The following is a 19,025-nucleotide window of genomic DNA, read 5'->3' as shown; positions in this document are numbered from 1 at the left end:
AGCAGCTTAATGAATTATTGCTGCTTATAGTTTTCCCCTTTACCGCACTTTTTTACACTTCCTACTTATACTTTTCCTGTTTTTGCAATAGGGAACACCTCACCGTGAGTACTATAACTATCATTTTAACTATTAAATTAAGTACCAGCTAGAGCATTGCTCGGTGCGTATATAGCTTTGGTTTGTTGGTTGAAATCCGAGCTAATTGCAACTTGTAGTTTATGGGTAATACTTAGTAAATACTTTAAAATCTAATAAATAAAACAATAAATGTGCATCCATTTATTGCGCTAATACGTTTTATAACAATACTATGCGCCACTTTTTACCATTTATGATGGTTTTGGACTTAATAAATGACTCACTATTTAAAATATGTATTTGTTATTACGACTCTAGCGGGAGTAAATACAGCTTACGCACAAGCAAAAACACAAGAGCACTATCAAGAGCTTGAAGTGGGTGTAGGCGGAAATATTAAGCATACTAATACTGACGTAAATTATAAAAATAAAGAGTTTGATTTACATATTCACCCATTATGGGAAAGCCGATATGTAACCGAAGGTCGAGATAACCTTGCCGGTAATGGTATTACATCAATTGCTACTGAGTTTAATTATAAAAACTTTGCGGTGATCCCTTGGGCGGCAAAAGGTATTAGTAGTGATTATTCAGAGCTTAATTTAAATGCTATTTATACCGCTCACTTATCTGAGCGGATAGAGATGTATGTAGGTTATAACTATATTAAAGCTCGTGAAGAAGGCATTGATGCTCACGATAATGAGCTAAGCCTCGACTTTGCGTATTTTTATGCAGACGATATTCAGTTGTTAAGTAGTGTTTATCATTCATTTGATGCCAGCGGTACATTTTTGGAGCTGGCAGTAAAAAAAGATTTTTATATTAACGATTTACTATCAGTAGATATTCAATCGGGCGTGGGGTTTAATGCGGGGTATGTTAATGATGGGCACAACGGAATTAACAACGTAAAGTTTACTGCAAACTTGTCGTATCAGCTTTTTAATCAGTTAGCCTTATACACATATACAAGCTATAGCATTGCAGTTAATAAAGATGAAAAACGCTTTGTAGGTGACGAGACACTTCGAAATATATTTTGGGGTGGTGTAGGGCTAAGTTATCAATACTAATCGAAACAGTTTAAATTAATTAGGTGCAGTAAATTTACTGCACCTAATACCAATCCGCAATAATACTTAATCATTTTGCGGGGCTAAACGTGTCGCTACCTGTGTTAAAAAACTTTCATTTACGACTGCATGGATGCAGAAGGAAGAGCAATGCAGGAGCAATTGCCGAGAACAACCAAATAGCGAATTTTTTGCCTAGCTATCAACACGTTTTTCTACCCTCAAAATAGATCACTTAATTAAGCGAATTGGTATAATAAAAAACCCACAACTCTTAACTATTAATTTATAAACTACTATTATGCTGCTTATTTTTAGGTTCGTGGCTGTCATTGCTGTCATTCGTTTTACTTTCTTTGTTATCAACTTTTTGAATGGGTTGGTTACGAACACACATTAAGTCATCAGCCATATATTGGCAGCTTCCTATATATAAGTCGTTATGCCCACCCTGATACTTACACGATTGTGACTTTTGCTTTTCAAAGCATGCTTTCACTGCTATTTGATTAAGTGGCTGAGAATGTGCTGCCGCATAACCACTTAAAAGTAATAATGAAGGAGCAAGTAAAACAAACAGTGACTTATATTTAATAGTCATAATTTTCTCAATGCTTTGGTGGTGGTTTATTGCCTGGCGGCGGGCCACCTGCTGCTCTTACTGACTCACCATGAAGGCAGCCAATAAACAAATTTTCGCTCGGGCTGGCAGCATGATAATGATAGCCTCTGGTTTCATCTGTTATACCACGGCATTCGCCGAGTGACTCTTCATTGCCTTGTGCATCTTTCATTGCGTAAATACCGTAACCGTCAACGGCATAACCTATTAAAGGGGCGTGTCCGTCAGTATTTGGAGCTGAATTGGTACATCCTGTTGTTGAATGATAGTGATAACCTTGGTGCAGGTTAATATGCCCACCGCAGTCGTCAAATGCTGCAATTGTATAACTGCCTAAAATAGCATTTATAGGTGCAGGGCCTGAAAGTTCAGTACCATCAAGCGCTATGCCCACGGTATGTAATCGGCTGGATTTTTTACTCACTATGGGTGTAGTCGGAATTAAATATGTAAGCGAAAAGTTATCTTCTAAATAAGATAGCTCGCATTCAATACAATTTTGTTTGTATTGTTCTTCTACATCTGGGCGTGCAGCACCTGAGCAAGATTCTTTTGTTGCTGTATAACGAACTTTATTTGTTTTTGCGTCATACAATACCCATTTTTCATCGCCGTAGTATTCATCTAGCTTAAGAATAAAGTCGCCAGTTAAGTCGACTAGCTCTCCTTTACCTTGTTTATCAAACCAAGTACCTGATACATCAGCTCCGTCTGTTGTGCTGCGAGGGCAAAATGGGCCAGGCTCTCTGCCTGCGGGTGCACCTGATGTAGTAAACTCATAACAGGTTGTTTTAGTACCTTGCTGGGTTTCACAATCAACAATTTTAGGCTCTGTAATAAAAGCCTCTTGTTTGAACATAGATAGGTTTATTGATTGATTCGCTTTTTGCGGCTCACTAAGTGGGCTACTGACTTGCTCGGTATTTTTGTTACTAGATGAGTCGTTGCAACCACTTAGAGTTAAAGCTGTTGCGGTAACAATGATTGCACATGCGCTATAATTTTTTAAGCCCATTACTGTATCCTTTTCGGTATAGGTTTTAGCGTACTTATACTGTGGCATATTACTGGCCAAATGTGTAAAAAGTATGCAAGCGAGTGAATTTAACACACGATGAAATATGTTTAACGGCGCGGTTGTTGCTAAATTTCAGTTTTAAATTTAATTATTATTGTGTTTTGAATCAATAAACAATGCGTATGTGTAATACACAATAACTAAAAATGTTAGTGTTTAGCTATCGTTCAAATACAGTTGAGAATTACATATGAAGTTTTTAGTATTTTTAGGCACGGTACGCGATAGTACACCACCAAAACCAGCTCGCTTAGGCTTAAGGGTTTCTAGGGCTTGTATAGAATGCTTAACAGAGCATTTTGGCGATCATGAGTTTGAGCTAATTGATACGTTGGACTTTCCTAGCGAAAACGTATTTAAACCACACTTTGCATACGCTAAAAGTAATGCACCTACAGAACTCACTCTATTAGCTGATAAAATTAAAGCCGCAGATGGATATATAATGATTAGCCCTGAGTACAATCACAGCATGAGTCCAGCCCTCGCTGACTTACTTAATCATTTTGGTAGCTCACTATTTTCGTATAAACCAAGTGCAATAGTAACTTACTCAGCAGGACAGTGGGGTGGCGTAAGAGCTGCCATTAGCATGCGTACTTTTTTATCTGAACTTGGCTGTTTGCCGGTATCGGCTATGATCCACGTGCCAAAAGCGCAAGATGTGTTTAGTGAGGATGGCAAACCTGTCGCAGGAGAGAGTCAATCATCGTGGTTTAATTATTTCTCACGCACGTTTGGCCAACTAATATGGTGGGCGCAGGCTGCTAAAGAGCATACCGAGGTGGTTGACCCACAAAGTTTGCTAAAAAGCTTTAAAACAGCTCCTTCTCAGCGCAATGCACCTTAATACCCGCTAACTAATTGTTTGGATTGATTATAGAAACATGGCTGCATAAAGTGGTATCATTAACGCTACATATTTTTAATAATGCATAATACCAATTCTCAATAATAGTTAATCAATTTAAGGGATTAAATCGCTAACTGCATTAAAATTTTTTGATATAGAACAACTCAATAACGAAATTTTTGCTTTGTTATCAACACGATTTTCTTGTCTCAAAATAGATTACTTAATTATGCGAATTGGTGTAAAAAACAAGGAAATTGTGTCTTGAAATATCTAGCCTTACTAAGTGTGCTAACGCTTAGTGCATGTAGTTCTGTTCCCCATAAAATTGAAATGAGCCAAAGTACGGCTGGAAATATGAACCTTATCGCTTTAACTGAGCAAAGTGCACCTAAGGGTGTTGCTGGCACTTACCAGTTTCATATTAAAGCGGCGGGAGCTCAGGGGAGTTGGTTGTATTTAAATACCGAAACTGATTATCGAGATAGGCGTTCTATTACGATATCAATACAGCCTAATGTGGTAGCAGAGCTTCAAAGTAAATACGGACAACCAGCAGACACCTTTTTTATTGATAAAACAATAGAAGTAACAGGCGAAGCTAAACGAGTAACTATCGATTTTATGAGCCGTGGTAGAGCCACTAATAAATATTATTATCAAACGCACATAGCTGTGTCATCAATTAAGCAGCTTCGTGTTATTAAAAGTTAGCAAAAAGCAATGAACTGTACTTATATACAGTTCATTGTAAAAGCTTACTTTGAGCTTTAACATTTACAATTAAATTTACTGTTCTGGCGCTATTTTAGCGCTGTTTTATTCAACGATTTCAAAACTCTTATTTAACCTATTGTAATCTCATTACATAAAACTAATAATTGGTTAGTTTTATAAGTTTGAGTACCTGTATTGAAAGCCAAAGAAATCCGCAACTTTTATATCAACGAAGAGCAATCTGTTTATTTGCTTTCGCACCGCGATGCTAAAAAACACCGCCAGTGGCTTAATATTTGTATTAAGCAGCTAACACTGCTGGGCTACAAAAACGTTGAAATGATTGGTTCAGGTGCTTTTGGTTTTGTGTTTGCAGGTGATGACGATAACGGCTTACCTTGGGTATTTAAGTTTTCGCGTATTACGCTTGCCCAAAGTGTACGTGACCGCCTAGAAGACGAAGCGTATATGCTTTCGCAAATTAATAACCCCTTAGTGCCTACCTTTTATGCATTCGAGCGAATTAAAAAACAAGGGATTTTAATGATGGCGCGCGCCATTGGAGAGGACCTTGAAAAAGTATCGCTTAAAACAGGGCGCTTTAGTGCCGCGCAAATAATGGCGCTAGCTGTTAGGTTACGTAATGTATTAATTGATTTACGCAGCCACAAAAACGGCATTAGCCCACAACCTATAGTGCATGGCGATATAAAGCCTTCAAACCTTGTTTGGGATGCAAACACTGATGCGCTGTCGTTAGTGGATTGGGGAAGCTCTGTGTATGCACAGCTCGATAGCGATGGTAACCCTGTTGCGAGTAACTTTATGGATTTAATGTCGGGCGATTTAAGTACAACTAATGCTCGTATGGGCGATGTGTACTTTATTGGTGAAGCACAAATGTCGGGGGAGCAGTCATCCCCACGATTTGACGAACAAGGTGTAGCCGCTACGTTGTATGCGTTAGCGTCGGCGCAGTCGTGTCGCTTTGGTGCGCAAGCCATCCCTGCAAGCAGCTTAGGGCTCCCAAAAGAACTGGCTAAAGTTATTGATGGCATGCTTTCTAAAAGTAAGGCACAACGTGATGGTGCCGGTGATTACTTTATGCGTAATATTACAACTATGGCTAAAGCGTACTTACCTGAGCTTGATAAAAAACAAAAAAAAGCAGATATTCCTTTTTGGTATGGCAAGGCCGAGCAGCCCGACACGGTGGTATATAGTTCACGAAAACAGTTTTTACGCCAGGCCGATCATAATCAGCAATTACTAGATATAAACGACGCGCAACTTGACCGTTATTATAAAGAGTTTTTGTTTGATACAGGCGATAACGAAAAAGCATTTTTAGCATCAATAAGCCGATTAGCTAAATACCCTGTTGTTGGTGGGCTCAGTTTTCATTGGAAGGATGAGTCGATGTTTGTTGAATCGTCTTTAATTATGCATGACGAATCATTGGGTGATGCGTTTAGTGATGCGATTAATAACACGGTGATGCTTGCGCAAGCGATTAATCAAAAAGGGTTATTTAAGTGTTGTTTGTTTGATGCCCGTAAAACCATTCAATTAGAGCGAGATGGCACGGGTGCATTTAAGTTTGATAGCCTACCAGAGCTTGAATACGAAGTTGTAAGCATGAAGGTAAACGACATAACCCGCCCGCATTCATACTTTGAAGACGGTAAAGACCCTGATGAGCAACTACAGCTACCTAAAAAAGTTATTAAGTGCGTATTTGAGCTTAACCAAATTCATCATACGGGGTGTATTATTTTTGAAGCACTGCCGGACAGAATGAAAATTCACCATTACTACCGCTTACTCGATTCGAGTAAAGAGGTTGAGTTTAAACGTTTGCTAAATAAACTTATGCAATACGCGGTAAACATTACGGACGTTGGTGTTGCGGGTTTTATGAAGCTGCCATATAAAAACACCCGTGAGTTTAGTTTATGTGAGCAGCAAGAAGAGCATTACTTTCCTAAAAATCCTAAGCTTGTATCTTTATAGAAAGTACTTAAATTAAGAGTGCTGAATGAAAAGACAAAGATAAAAAAAGAGCATAAGTTTGTTTAACTTGTACTCTTTGCCACTTAATTATTAGGTAAGTATTACTAATTATTAAAACACCTTACTAAAGGGCGACGTTGGTGTTAGCTCAAATTGATGAGTAAGTTTTTGCGTTTTATTAGTCGCTGTTATTTGATAATGCTGCTTGTGCTCATTGTTACTAAATAGCTTAATGTTAAAGTTAACTTTAGTTAATTTACTGGGCAAAGAGTAGCGCCCAGTAATGGTTACTTGGTCTATATTGTCGCTTTTATGTGTATGCGACGCTTCTGGGTTTAGTAAAAGTCCGTCAATAGTAAATTTATACTGATGATCTGCTAAATAAACGTTCTTTTTAACTCGCTTACTTATTTGTTTTTTATGAGCATTAAACTCAACTATTGATACTTTGCCATCCTTATCTTCATCAACCCCTTTAAAAGCCGACATAGGGATTGAAAGCACAATAAACACGTTATTATCAACAAAATTCAGCGTACCGTGATCTGCAACCATTAAATGCGCGTTTGCTAAATTTGGCATAATCAACAAACCCAAAGTAGTCATACTCAGTAGACCTCTTTTTATATAAGGCATAGCTTACTCCTAACTAAACTTCGCCTTTAACACAGCGTTGAAAAAACGGGTAAGTGTCTGTTGCGTAGTAGTGGTATATCCCATCAGGAAACTCAGGCGTTACACCAACGCGGCCATTACATTCATCTAAATCACCAGAGCCTGCTACGTATTCCCAATCTTGTGCAAATGTACCTAATGGGTATATATCGGTAGAAGGGCGGTTTGCGCTTACGGTTGTTATATGTTGGTAGCTACCGGTCATTGCGGTTAGGGCTGAAGTTGCATCACTTGAGTCTGAATAGCCGTAACGTGCATATATAGGAAAGCCATCTGCTGCCCAGCCTATTAGAGTCATAGTGGTGCTATTGCCACCTCGCATTGCTACAAAGCCTTCTGGCATACCATGATAGTGATATGTGCCATCGGGTTGTACATGTGCATTGTTGTCGTCTGTTCCAAAACTAAACGTGTCTTGGCTTAGGGCTTCTATATTCCAGTTGCCGCTATTGTCGCCTAAATCGCAATCGGTTCCAGAATCATCACAACTTCCGCCTGTACCAGCGTCTATTTTAATGCCATTAAGTACAACGCCTATCATTCCACGAGGACCACCAAGCATGGTTGCTTGTGTTGTTTCTATAGGCTCAAGTGTGTAGCTTTCATTTACTGATTGCTCAGAAATAGTATTTGGGTTATCAGCATTAGGGAATGTGCCTACTTCGTGATCGGGTATGCCATTAGCTACTAAGTCGCGTGTAGTTCCTGTGCATGACCAATCTGCAGCGCTGGTGGCTTGTACTGACTCTGACTCGTTATATTCACTGTAGCTATATTCACAAAGTACACTTTGGGTTGAACTGCTGGTACCTGTGCCATTATCTGTGGTGGTTTGTGATGAGCTTTCTGTAGTTTCTGAGCTATCAGCTATGCCTTCTCCACCTCCACATGCAACTAACGATGAAACAATTAAAGCAAGAGAAGTGAGCTTTAAAGCATTTATCCTATTTCGATTTTTATTATTAAGTGCGTATTGTTTCATTGCTGCCTACCTGATCAATTAAGTTACTCAAACAATAATCAGCAATTGTGCAAATAGTGTGTAAACAATGATGACAAATTAGCAATTATGTAAATAGGCGGAGTATTAAAGCTAAGTTGAGATTTAACTTTATGAGATTGTGTTTTATTTTAAAATTTCAAAAAGTTAAACTAATGCCAAAATAGCTAACATAAAAGGCTACCTTAATGGCTAAAACAAAACCTGTAGTGACGTTACAAAGTCACGGGATTTACTCTAAGTGGGATAGTGAAAGTAAAGCGTTGCCGCAAATAGAGCAATTTACAACAAATGTAATAGCTGAGGTAGATATTGAGTTTGGCTTAATTGTAAATATTAAAAAAGGTAAAGGTGAAAAGCTTCATTATTGTATTTACCATCCTGATATTCCAGACAGCAACGGTGATGTAATGGACCCTTTTGAAGGCGATGTATACGTTAAAGATAGTGATTGGAATTTTTACTTAGGCGATACACTCTGGCTGCCAATAGAAAATAAACTAGGTGATTGGCGAATGACTATTGAGCTTAATGGAAAAATCATTGCTGATAAAACTTTTAATGTGGCATTAGAGGCAGAGCGCACAGAAACAGATTTTTGGAAAAACCGAGGGTACTAATTGTTATTTATTAGCTATGTGACGCGGATATAATTGAAATTAATGGGAAGATAATCGAAGAGCTATTTATAAACAGCTCTTCAACCTTAAATTAGTAAGTTTTTAGTTACCCCAAGGGTTACTAGAATTAGAACGCTGCTTACGATCGCGAGCACGTTGCTTAGATTCTTTTTTCTCTACAATACGTTTAGCATCAACAAAACTAAGTTCACACGGCTCACCAGGTTTATGATCAGCGGGGATAACGCGATCTCGTGGCGGTAATTCGTATTGCACATCATCAGGCTTAGGTAAGTTTTTAAGACGATAAAGGTAAAAGTTATCTACTTTTTCTTGTGCCCATTGTGTTTTACGTAAAAATTTAACCGCAGACTTAACATCAGGATTATTTTTAAAGCAGTTAAGTTGTAAATAAGCGTGTAGGAGTTCCCACCCGTATTGTTCAACCAGCTCTTCAACCACTTGTTCTAATTTTACGCCTTGCAGTGGGTTATTACTGAAAAGTTCTTGGTTGCTCATAGGTGTTGCCTCATTATTAAAATACAAATTGCATTATAAATTTAATAACGAGGCTTTAACAGAGTAAATAGCTTAACTTTGGCAATTAACTACAACACGACCACGAATTTTTCCTTCCATAAGTTGCTCTGCATTATCAATTACGTGTTCAAGTGATATTTCTGTCGAAATTTTATCTAAATAATCAGCACTTACTAATTTAGCTAAGCGATCCCATGCTTCAATTCTGTCGGCTTTAGGACGCATTACGCTATCAATCCCTATAAGAGATACACCACGTAATATAAAGGGTGCCACCGATGCTGGTAAATCCATACCTTGTGCAAGTCCGCATGCTGTTACTACACCACCATATTTTAATGAAGCACAAATATTTGCCAGTGTATGGCTACCCACAGAGTCTATTGCTGCTGCAAATCGCTCTTTTTGCAAAGGTTTGCCCGGGTTTGAAAGCTCACTTCTGTCAATTATGTTTGATGCGCCAAGCTCTTTTAAATACTCACTTTGATCTAATCGACCTGTTGCCGCCGTTACGTTATAGCCAAGTTGGTTTAGTAAATAAATAGCAAAGCTACCCACGCCGCCATTAGCACCGGTTACCAGTATTTCGCCAGACTCTGGAGTAATGCCTTGTTTTTCAAGCGCTATCACACTTAGCATAGCGGTATAACCGGCTGTACCAATTTGCATAGCTTGTTTAGGTGAAATACCCGCAGGCAAGGGGATTAGCCAATCGCTATTAAGAGCTGCTTTTTGAGCAAGTCCGCCCCAATGTTTTTCGCCTACACCAAAGCCATTTAATATTACGTTATCGCCATTTTTAAATTCATCGCTGGTGGAATGTGTAACCGTACCCACTAAATCAATACCTGGCACCATAGGAAAACTGCGTACAACGGGGCCTTTACCAGTAATTGCTAAACCATCTTTATAGTTAAGTGTGCTGTATAGCACGTCAATAGATACATTTTCGTTTGGTAAATCGCTATGTTCGATAGTCGATAATGAGGCGCTGTAGTTATTATCTTCTTTATTAATAACAATGGCTTTAATTGGGTTACTCATGGGATATCCTTTTAGACCGATCGTCTTTTAATTGGTAAATAAAAACGCATTAGGTTAATAATGCGCGTAAAAACATTTCTGTATACAAAGTAAGTGGGGTATTTGATTTGGTGAGCTTGGCGCGCATAACAGCACCTTCCCAACCAATCCAAAAGTACTCACTCATTAATTGTGTGTTTACATGGCTTGCAATAGTGCCTTGTTGCTTAGCTTGGTTTAAGCAAACCTCTACATGGTTTTGCCAAGCTGTGTAGCTTTGCATTAATCTGGTTTTAAACTCATCACTTAAATGGTTAAGCTCTTGATTTAAGTTACCGACTAAACAGCCACGTTTGTAATCGTATTTTTTCATCCCTTTAATTGCGCTTTGAGTAAAATTAACGATTCGCTCAAGTGGGGGAACATCTTCTTGGTGTAGGTAATGGGTAAGCTTGGCAATAAAATAACTGTCGTATGCATCAACTAACGCAATACCGTAGGCTTCTTTACTTTTAAAGTAATGATAAAAAGAGCCTTTAGGTACAGCCGCTTTTTTCAAAATAGTATCGAGCCCCGTGGCGCTAAAACCAAATTCAGTTAGGGTTTCAAGGCCCGTGCGAATAAGTAACGCTTTTGTATCGGCGTTTTTTCTGGCTATTTTAGGTGGGCGACCACGGCGTATTGGTGTTGATGTATTTTTGTTCATGAACCTATATTAGACCGATCGACTTTAAATAATCAAGTATAAATTTAAATTGTTTAAAAATAGTTCAAATTTAGGGGCGGGCTACTAATTTAAGATTAATGAAATAAAAGTGTCACGATTACATTTTTGTTTGGAACTTAGTCAATATTAGTCGGTCACAATTAAAGCACACAAGTGCTTTTTAGCGATTATTAAATCGCCAATTTGTTATTACGAACCGGTCAAATTAAATGTTGTATGACCACTTACTTTTTTAAATGTTAATTCATTTTTGCATCAGCAGCTTAGTTAAAGTCAAACAATTTAATTGCTTTTACAATTTGAATTTTACATTTTTATTAACTATTCATTAAATGTAGATTTCACTAATGCTACACAATATATAAATAAAAAGGTGAGGATATTACCGATGAAGAGACAGAAAAGAGATCGTTTAGAAAGAGCTCATTCTCAAGGTTTTAAAGCAGGTTTAGCAGGTCGCTCAAAAGAGCTATGCCCTTATCAACAAGTAGATCCAAAATCAGAGTGGTTAGGAGGGTGGCGTGAGGCGATTGAAAACCGCAACATGTACAAAACCTAAAATCAATAATCGAATTTAAGCAAAAAGGCCTCCACATTGGAGGCCTTTTTGTTTGTGCATTTAAAAATTAAAACGCACTAGTGTCTTGGAATAAGCCCACTTTTAAATCTTTTGCTTCGTAGATTACTCGGCCATCTACTTCTACAGTGCCATCAGCAACGCCCATAAACAATTTACGTTTAATTACGCGTTTCATTACAAGACGGTAAGTTACTTTTTTATTAGTTGGTAAAATTTGGCCAGTAAATTTAACTTCACCCACACCTAGCGCACGACCAAGACCGGGGCCACCAGACCAACCTAAGTAAAAGCCAACTAGTTGCCACATAGCATCTAATCCTAAACAACCTGGCATTACTGGGTCGCCTTTAAAATGGCAATCGAAAAACCACAGGCTAGGGTCAATATCAAGCTCAGCAACAATTTCGCCTTTACCATGAATTCCGCCATCAGCAGTAATAGAGGTAATGCGGTCCATCATTAACATGTTGTCACTTGGTAAACGGCAGTTGCCTTCACCAAACATTTCACCTTGACCACACAGGATCAAATCTTCTTTTGTATAGCTATTTTTAGGTTCCATAACACTTATCTTCGCTTAGAAATTGCCAAGTACTTTAGCGTACACTTGTACGCTAAACAACTCGGAGCAGTTAAAAAATCAAAATATTGCATATTAAATCACCAATCAATCAACGCGATTGGTTTTTGCACTATAAAACCGCGCAATTACAATCAGAAATCATTATAATTAGCGCTGTCTTATAACCAGTCTAAAGGAAGTTTATGATCCTTTTTGTTAACTCACTAACTGTGATTGATTTTTCTTACTTATGTAACAAACGCGGCGCCGTTGGCGAGAGCTGGATTGTTGATTTAACTTTGCACGGTAAACTTAACGAAGAGTCTATGGTTTTAGACTTTGGTTTAGTTAAAAAGCAAATTAAAGGCATTATAGATGAGTGTATTGATCACCGATTAGCAATTCCTACGGGCCTTAATGGGACTGTATCTGAGTTTGACGAGCATAAAACACTCGACTGTACATTTGGTGAAAACAACCACTTAGCTATGAGCGCCCCTCATCAAGCTTATTGTATGATTAACGCAGACGAAGTAACGGTTGAATCGGTTACTGAATTTTTAATTGCGACTATTTTACCAAAACTCCCAGATAACATTGAAAAAATTGAGCTGTCTCTTAAGCCTGAACACAGCCAAAGCTTTTACTATCATTACAGCCATGGTCTTAAAAAGCATGACGGTAATTGCCAACGCATTATTCACGGGCATCGTTCTCAAATTGGTATTAGTTTAGATGGTATTTCTATGCCGCGCTTGCAAAAAGAATGGTCTCAAAAGTGGGAAGATATTTACTTAGCCACCAGTGAAGATCAAATTAGCGGCAGTGATTTAAAACACATTACAGCTAAAGCTGATGACGTATGTTTTGCCTATACATCGGCACAAGGCTATTTTGAAATGGCTATTAGCGAATCTCGTTGCGACATTTTACCAGTAGATACAACCGTAGAATGTATTGCTGAACATGTAGCTGGTCAAATTAAAGCCCAATACCCAGAAAAAGCAGTAAAAGTAACCGCTTATGAAGGGGTAGGAAAAGGATCGATTAGCTATGTTTAAAACACTTTTAGCAACAGCACTTATTGCCTCTACTAGCCTTAGTGCTATGGCACTTGAGTTAAAAGGGCACTTAACACAAGGCGGCTTGGTTACTGGTAAGCTTGAAAATGCTAAATCGGTAAGCTTAGATGGCAAAGAGTTAAAACTTTCATCTAGTGGTGATTTTGTATTTGGTTTTGGTCGTGATGCTGACACTACTCATACTTTGAAATGGGTAGATAGCAGCGACAAGTCACATTCTCAGCCGATAGCTATTACCAAGCGTGAATATAAAATTGATAAAATTACCGGCGTAGCTAAAAAATATGTTTCACCGCCAAAAGAAGTTAGCGCACGTATAAGCCGCGAAGCAGTTGCTGTGCGTAAAGCACGTGAAGTTGACTCTGATTTACTGTACTTTTTAGACCCTGTGTTAAAGCCTGCAGAAGGGCGTATATCGGGTGTTTATGGCAGCCAACGTTATTTTAATGGTGAGCCTCGTCGTCCGCACTTTGGCTTAGACATTGCCAATAAAACAGGCTCCCCTGTTTATGCGCCGATTAGTGGTTCCGTGGTATTTGCTGAGCCTGATTTATACTACTCAGGCGGTACATTAATTATTGATCATGGCCATGGCATTACCTCAACTTACATTCACTTAAGTAAGCTTGATGTAAAAGTGGGTGACAAAATTGAGCAAGGTAACAAAGTGGCTGAAATTGGTGCAACAGGGCGTGTAACGGGTCCTCACCTAGATTGGCGTTTTAACTGGAAAGGCGAACGCCTCGATCCTGCATTACTAATGCAAGATACATTAGCAAACAAAAAGTAGAGATTATGACTGACGTAAATCGCGATGCAATAATTGCTCAGCGTATTGAAGACTCAACTACATCGGTAACTAAGACCGTGTTTCCTGGGCGTACTAATCATCACAATACTTTATTTGGTGGTGATGCACTGGCGTGGATGGATGAAGTGGCATTTATAGCAGCGACTCGTTTTTGCCGTAAGCCTTTGGTTACCATATCTTCCGATAGAGTTGATTTTAAAGAAGCGATACCAGCAGGTACTTTTGCAGAGTTAATTGCTAAAGTAGTCCATGTAGGTAACACCAGCTTAAAAGTTGATGTAGATATACTATTAGAAACTATGCACAGAGATGATAAGCACTCTGCCATTAGTGGTAGCTTTACGTTTGTTGCTGTCGATGATAATCACAGACCAACACCGGTAGTATGCGATAAAATGATTTATGGTTTTGAGTAATTTAGAGCTTTAAAGACGCGGTAGAGTAACATTATATAAGCACCTTAATTGGTGCTTATATAAAAAACCATAAAGAACACATCATACTGTATATTTTATTAAATATAACCTAAACACCAAAGTTAATACTCACAAATAAGGTAATCAAAATAGGGGAGTTGTTAATGTGTGATATTGAGGTTTGTAAAAACTAAAAAGGCATGCTTCATACATACCTTTTTAATCTCATACAGCTTTAAATAAATACATGAATACGGCTTAAAGCACCATTGCTGCTATCCAACCAAATATCAGTAGTGGAATGTTAAAGTGAATAAACGTTGGAATAACTGAGTCTCTAATATGGTCGTGTTGCCCATCGGCATTTAGGCCAGATGTTGGTCCAAGCGTTGAGTCTGAAGCTGGAGAGCCTGCATCACCTAAAGCGCCTGCAGTACCAACAAGTGCTGCAGTGGCCATTACCGAAAAGCCAAGGTCTAAACACAATGGTACAAACAAAGTAGCAATAATAGGCACTGTTGAAAACGAGCTACCAATACCCATTGTTATTAATAACCCGACTAACAAAATAACACCGGCCGCCAAAGGTTTATTACCATCAAAAAGGGCAGCACCGCTGTGTACTAAACTTGCTACATCGCCGGTTGCTTGCATAACTGAAGCAAAGCCTTGTGCCGATATCATAATAAAGCCAATCATGGCCATCATCGCAACGCCTTTACTAAATACGTCGCCGTTTTCTTCCCACTTAACTACACCAAATACACTAAATATCATTACACCTACTAAACCGCCTAAAATCATTGAGCCACTTAGGTTTTGTGCAACAAGTGAGGCAAGTACCGCACATAGCCCTACAATCATTACTTTTTTAGGGTTTTCTACCTCAGCCGATTTACTCTGAGTTGTTAATGGGAGCTCTGTGTATTCGCGACGTTTTTTGTAGGTAATAAATACCGCAATAAGTAATCCAATAAACATACCTAATGCAGGAATTATCATCGCCATAGGGACTTGTGTATTTACAATGTCTAGGCCGTTATCAACTAGGTTTTTATGCAAAATAGAATATAAGTAAATTCCCCCAAAACCATAAGGCAGCACCATGTAAGAAGTTGCTAATCCAAATGTTAAAATACACGCTATAGCACGCCTGTCTAATCTTAACTGATTAAAAACAACGAGTAACGGTGGGATTAAAATAGGAATAAACGCTATGTGTACAGGTACTAAGTTTTGCGAAGAAATTGCACAACCTAAAATAATTAATAAAATGAAGTAACTTAAAAATGTTTCATTCCCGCTGCCTTTAGCATTTACTTTAGCAAGTAACTTATCAGCGAGAATGCGTGTTAAACCCGACTTAGAAATAGCAACGGCAAATGCACCGAGCATGGCATAACTTAGTGCAATTTCAGCTCCGGCAGAAAGGCCAGAATTAAATGCATCAACACTTTCTTTTATACCCAAGCCTGCTGTTAAACCAGCAACTAAAGCACTTATGATCATGGCAACAATGACGTTAACGCGAGCCAGAGATAGCCCGAGCATTAAAATAACGCCTATAACAACAGCATTCATAGTATTCTCTATTTGGAAATTTTAATTAATTTTATCAGATCTTTAGCCTGAGTTTTACGCTCTTTCGTAAAAGGTTTTTTACTATAGCGTACTTGGTTAAATAACTGACTAAATGTGTTTATAGATTGTGCAGAACGAGGAAGTTGATCAGCAAAAAAATGTAACTGCTGACTCGGTGTTAAATTATCGGGTGTATTTATTTTTTGTTTTTTCGCCCATGCTTTTACTTCATAAAATTCTTTAACCATAGGCGCTAATTTAGTCGGGCGTTTTGGTAAGTTTAAATACACAAAATAACCTACAAAACAAAAACCAGCTGTTAGTAAAACCATTAATGGTACAAGCCAAATGTTTTTACTACCAAAAATTGATTTTAAAAAATCATTTTGTTTTTCTTCGTCAAAACCAAGTACCCAGCTAGACCATTGATAATCGAGATTTTCAAGTTCCAACCTTAACCAATTAATAGCGGGGAAATTACTTAAACTCACTAAACCAAAATCAAGATTACTTTTAAATTCGTCATTCAGCTCTTCGTTTTGCGAAAGCGAGCCATTTAAACGCTCCGGTGCGACAACAGCGGTTGCATCAAAAATAACCCAACCTTCGTTTTGTAAATATACTTCTACCCACGCATGCGCATCGTACTGGCGAACTGTTAGCGTATTATTATCTTGGTTTAATTCACCGCCTAAATAACCACTTACTAATCGAGCGGGTATACCTGCGGTTCTAAAAATGTACGCAGCGGCGCTTGCATAATGACCACAAAATCCACGTTGGTTTTCAAATAAAAATTGGTCAATCGTGTTATCGCCGCTCATCGGAGTGGGTGTTAACGTATAAGTAAATCCTGTACCTGCAAAGTATTGTAATAAGCTATTGTAAAAATCGCGGTCAGAGTGTGTATCTTGCTTTAAGTTTTTAGCAAGTGATGATGTTTTTACATTCTTTTTATAAGCGAGGTATTTGTAGCGTTTTTCTTCAAATTCGCCAAGCGATAAAGCTGTGAAGTTAAAGCTATTTACATCGTATTGTAAGTTTTTAGCTTGACGACTTTTTTTACGCAATAAGCCTAGCGAATTACCTTCAACATTTGGTGAGTTACTACTGGAATACGCTAAACCATAGAGCCATTTTTGTGTAGCAGGCTCTGTAATAACTGAGTAGCTTGCAATAAGTTGCTCATCATTTTCGCTCTGCGTATTTGTTTTTACATTATTATATTTTAAAAAGTCAGACGTAAGCCACGCATTACCATTAAACTCATCATGAACTATTGCTCGCCAATAATAAGGCGCTACAGGTTTTTCTTCGTTAAATTTAGCTCTAAACACAAGTTCATCTGAGTTTGAAAGCTTTGCAATATCGAAAGGATCGACTTGTTCAGAAAGCCCTGTTTTTGCAAGCTTAGGCCCAGGGAGCTGCCAAAAGGCGGGCATTTTTGGTAAAAAAAGCAGTAAAAATACAGCTAAAGGAAGCGCTAAAAGTAGTAATTTACCACTTTGCTTAGAGGCTATTTTTAAATTATGTTTGGATTCGAGTAAGCCAAGTACTGCAAAGTTTAATATGTATAAACTACTTACAGTTAAAGTCGCTAAAATGCTTTGGTTAAATAAATACACCGATGAGAGTGAAAAAAACGTAAGCGTTGTAATTACATGATAGTGTTTTTTGGTTTTAGCCTGCAGCAGCTTAAATAAACTAGCAAGTAGCAGCATGGCCACAAATAAAATAACCGTATCCGACATGCCTACTGTGTAGAGCATTAAACCTAGTGACACACCTGCGAGTATATTTGCCAGCCAAGCATTTGGCTTTGGTTTATTACTCAGCGTTATGTAAAAGTTCCATGCACAAATAAGTGAAAGTACACCTACAAAAGCAAGCGGTAAATGTGATACAAAAAATACAATTAAACATGCATATATAAAAGACAGCGAATAATTTATTACTTTTTCGTTTTTAAGTATGTCCATTACACATCACCATTAAATGAGCATAATAATTCTAAGCATTGCTGCTTATGTTGCTGTCCGGTATTTGTATTTATTGTTTTATTCGGTAGCTTTAACATAAAAGGGGTGTTTTTCTCGGTTGCTTCACACACTAAAAAGCATAACTGGCTTAAACGTTGTTCTGTATCTCCATTCATTAACGTAAAATCGAAGAGCGCATTCGCTGTTTTAAAGTCTACAAACTCTTTTACTAACAACTGCTGTGTTTTTGCGTAATGCTTCCACGACACTCTTTGCAAGCCCATCTCTGGTAAATGTGGGATTAACGACTCAAACTCTTCGCTACCAGATTGTGTAGAAATACCTTTATCGGCTTGCTCATCAAGCATAGAAACATGCGCATCACTGTGTACTTGTTCAAGCGACGGGTATACAAAAACATCTGTTTGTAATTGAATGTAGCTCCAAACAGTTATTAAGCCAAAGGGGTAGTTACTCGCTATTTTAATACGTTGCACTGAGTACTTACCGCGTGAGCTGTAGGGTAAGTTGAGTGTAAGTAACTGAGTCTTACTATCAACTTCGTCGGTATGTTTGTGAGTTTGCTCACTACCTTGATATGTTAAATTAATAGATTGGGTAACTCTAGCGCTTTGTAATTCAAATACAATACTCGGTTTTTGAGGAGCGTAGCTGTTAAATGCATCTTTAAATTTAACCGTTAAGCCTTTAGCGTTACTGTAGCCCATTAATACAGCAATAATCATCACCACAAACATAAGATAAGACATTATTAAAATTAAATTATTTTGATAATTAATGCCCATCACAAAGTTTAAAATAGCCACAATTACAAAGTACCAACCAAGGGATGATGGCAATACATAAATTGTTCTGTGTTCAAGTGTAATTGAGTTTTTTAAATGCTTATTTTTTAATAATTTATTAAATACACCTCGCTTAAATGACTTAAATAAAGAAGGGCGCTTAGCTGTTTTTTTTGGCAT

20 protein-coding genes are annotated in these 19,025 nt (G+C 38.0%); 9 read left to right on the top strand and 11 right to left on the bottom strand.

Annotated features, from left to right (window positions below):
* Window positions 1-356: 356 nt before the first annotated feature.
* Window positions 357-1,160 (top strand): hypothetical protein, encoded by an 804-nt coding sequence (locus I6F50_RS01960; RefSeq protein WP_165728606.1) that lies wholly within the window; start codon window positions 357-359, stop codon window positions 1,158-1,160.
* Window positions 1,161-1,446: 286 nt separating this feature from the next.
* On the opposite strand, the gene I6F50_RS01955 is transcribed toward I6F50_RS01960, so the two are convergent.
* Window positions 1,447-1,761 (bottom strand): hypothetical protein, encoded by a 315-nt coding sequence (locus tag I6F50_RS01955; protein ID WP_165739838.1) that lies wholly within the window; start codon window positions 1,759-1,761, stop codon window positions 1,447-1,449.
* A gap of 7 nt (window positions 1,762-1,768) precedes the next feature.
* The gene (locus I6F50_RS01950; RefSeq protein WP_231609579.1) at window positions 1,769-2,845 is read right to left on the bottom strand and encodes a YHYH protein; all 1,077 of its coding nucleotides are present in this window, start codon (window positions 2,843-2,845) and stop codon (window positions 1,769-1,771) included.
* 205 nt (window positions 2,846-3,050) lie between these two features.
* Here I6F50_RS01950 and I6F50_RS01945 point away from each other — a divergent pair, with 205 nt between their 5' ends.
* From I6F50_RS01945 to I6F50_RS01935, 3 genes are all read left to right on the top strand, one after another.
* Window positions 3,051-3,710, top strand: coding sequence for an NADPH-dependent FMN reductase (locus I6F50_RS01945; RefSeq protein WP_165739840.1), 660 nt, complete (start codon window positions 3,051-3,053; stop codon window positions 3,708-3,710).
* Between the two features lie 267 nt (window positions 3,711-3,977).
* On the top strand, window positions 3,978-4,427 hold the full coding sequence (locus I6F50_RS01940; protein ID WP_165728608.1) for a hypothetical protein: 450 nt from the start codon (window positions 3,978-3,980) through the stop codon (window positions 4,425-4,427).
* Window positions 4,428-4,625: 198 nt separating this feature from the next.
* A complete protein-coding gene (locus I6F50_RS01935) occupies window positions 4,626-6,443 on the top strand; it encodes a serine/threonine protein kinase (RefSeq protein WP_165739842.1) in 1,818 nt (605 codons plus the stop codon).
* A gap of 111 nt (window positions 6,444-6,554) precedes the next feature.
* Here the strand turns inward: I6F50_RS01935 and I6F50_RS01930 are convergent, their stop codons facing one another.
* Together I6F50_RS01930 and I6F50_RS01925 are read right to left on the bottom strand one after the other, a co-directional pair.
* The gene (locus tag I6F50_RS01930) at window positions 6,555-7,079 is read right to left on the bottom strand and encodes a hypothetical protein (protein WP_197175195.1); all 525 of its coding nucleotides are present in this window, start codon (window positions 7,077-7,079) and stop codon (window positions 6,555-6,557) included.
* A 13-nt stretch (window positions 7,080-7,092) separates the two neighbouring features.
* Complete coding sequence (locus I6F50_RS01925; RefSeq protein ID WP_165739844.1) at window positions 7,093-8,100, bottom strand: YHYH protein; 1,008 nt, start codon at window positions 8,098-8,100, stop codon at window positions 7,093-7,095.
* Between the two features lie 206 nt (window positions 8,101-8,306).
* Between I6F50_RS01925 and I6F50_RS01920 the strand changes: the two genes are divergently transcribed.
* The gene (locus tag I6F50_RS01920) at window positions 8,307-8,738 is read left to right on the top strand and encodes a DUF3859 domain-containing protein (protein WP_165739846.1); all 432 of its coding nucleotides are present in this window, start codon (window positions 8,307-8,309) and stop codon (window positions 8,736-8,738) included.
* Between the two features lie 102 nt (window positions 8,739-8,840).
* Here I6F50_RS01920 and I6F50_RS01915 read toward each other — a convergent pair whose 3' ends face one another.
* The 3 genes from I6F50_RS01915 to I6F50_RS01905 form a co-directional block, all read right to left on the bottom strand.
* A complete protein-coding gene (locus I6F50_RS01915) occupies window positions 8,841-9,257 on the bottom strand; it encodes a VF530 family DNA-binding protein (protein ID WP_007582761.1) in 417 nt (138 codons plus the stop codon).
* Window positions 9,258-9,329: 72 nt separating this feature from the next.
* Window positions 9,330-10,322, bottom strand: coding sequence for an MDR family oxidoreductase (locus I6F50_RS01910; protein ID WP_165739847.1), 993 nt, complete (start codon window positions 10,320-10,322; stop codon window positions 9,330-9,332).
* Between the two features lie 49 nt (window positions 10,323-10,371).
* Entirely contained in the window at window positions 10,372-11,007 is a 636-nt protein-coding gene (locus I6F50_RS01905; protein ID WP_165739849.1) for a TetR/AcrR family transcriptional regulator, read from the bottom strand.
* A gap of 409 nt (window positions 11,008-11,416) precedes the next feature.
* Between I6F50_RS01905 and rmf the strand changes: the two genes are divergently transcribed.
* The gene (rmf, locus tag I6F50_RS01900) at window positions 11,417-11,587 is read left to right on the top strand and encodes a ribosome modulation factor (RefSeq protein WP_002960897.1); all 171 of its coding nucleotides are present in this window, start codon (window positions 11,417-11,419) and stop codon (window positions 11,585-11,587) included.
* A gap of 67 nt (window positions 11,588-11,654) precedes the next feature.
* Here the strand turns inward: rmf and fabA are convergent, their stop codons facing one another.
* Window positions 11,655-12,170 (bottom strand): bifunctional 3-hydroxydecanoyl-ACP dehydratase/trans-2-decenoyl-ACP isomerase, encoded by a 516-nt coding sequence (fabA, locus tag I6F50_RS01895; RefSeq protein ID WP_007582756.1) that lies wholly within the window; start codon window positions 12,168-12,170, stop codon window positions 11,655-11,657.
* Between the two features lie 203 nt (window positions 12,171-12,373).
* Between fabA and I6F50_RS01890 the strand changes: the two genes are divergently transcribed.
* The 3 genes from I6F50_RS01890 to I6F50_RS01880 are packed head-to-tail and all read left to right on the top strand — an operon-like array spanning window position 12,374 to window position 14,479.
* Window positions 12,374-13,231, top strand: coding sequence for a 6-carboxytetrahydropterin synthase (locus tag I6F50_RS01890; protein ID WP_165739852.1), 858 nt, complete (start codon window positions 12,374-12,376; stop codon window positions 13,229-13,231).
* On the top strand, window positions 13,224-14,042 hold the full coding sequence (locus I6F50_RS01885; RefSeq protein WP_165739853.1) for a M23 family metallopeptidase: 819 nt from the start codon (window positions 13,224-13,226) through the stop codon (window positions 14,040-14,042). The genes I6F50_RS01890 and I6F50_RS01885 overlap by 8 nt, the downstream gene beginning before the upstream one ends.
* 5 nt (window positions 14,043-14,047) lie before the next feature.
* Window positions 14,048-14,479, top strand: a complete 432-nt coding sequence (locus I6F50_RS01880; protein ID WP_010552809.1) for an acyl-CoA thioesterase — start codon at window positions 14,048-14,050, stop codon at window positions 14,477-14,479.
* Window positions 14,480-14,737: 258 nt separating this feature from the next.
* Here I6F50_RS01880 and I6F50_RS01875 read toward each other — a convergent pair whose 3' ends face one another.
* The 3 genes from I6F50_RS01875 to I6F50_RS01865 are packed head-to-tail and all read right to left on the bottom strand — an operon-like array spanning window position 14,738 to window position 19,025.
* A complete protein-coding gene (locus I6F50_RS01875; RefSeq protein ID WP_165721880.1) occupies window positions 14,738-16,060 on the bottom strand; it encodes a Na+/H+ antiporter family protein in 1,323 nt (440 codons plus the stop codon).
* 8 nt (window positions 16,061-16,068) lie between these two features.
* Window positions 16,069-18,039: a DUF3488 and transglutaminase-like domain-containing protein gene (locus I6F50_RS01870; RefSeq protein ID WP_197175193.1), complete on the bottom strand. Its 1,971-nt coding sequence runs from the start codon at window positions 18,037-18,039 to the stop codon at window positions 16,069-16,071.
* Entirely contained in the window at window positions 18,039-19,025 is a 987-nt protein-coding gene (locus tag I6F50_RS01865; protein ID WP_166420327.1) for a DUF58 domain-containing protein, read from the bottom strand. The genes I6F50_RS01870 and I6F50_RS01865 overlap by 1 nt, the downstream gene beginning before the upstream one ends.

This window comes from Pseudoalteromonas sp. NZS127_1, from assembly GCF_015864295.1.
In the GTDB taxonomy this organism is placed as follows: Bacteria; Pseudomonadota; Gammaproteobacteria; order Enterobacterales; family Alteromonadaceae; genus Pseudoalteromonas; species Pseudoalteromonas arctica.
The sequence above is the reverse complement of the archived record's forward strand: the minus strand, read 5'-3'. Positions and strand labels throughout refer to the sequence as shown.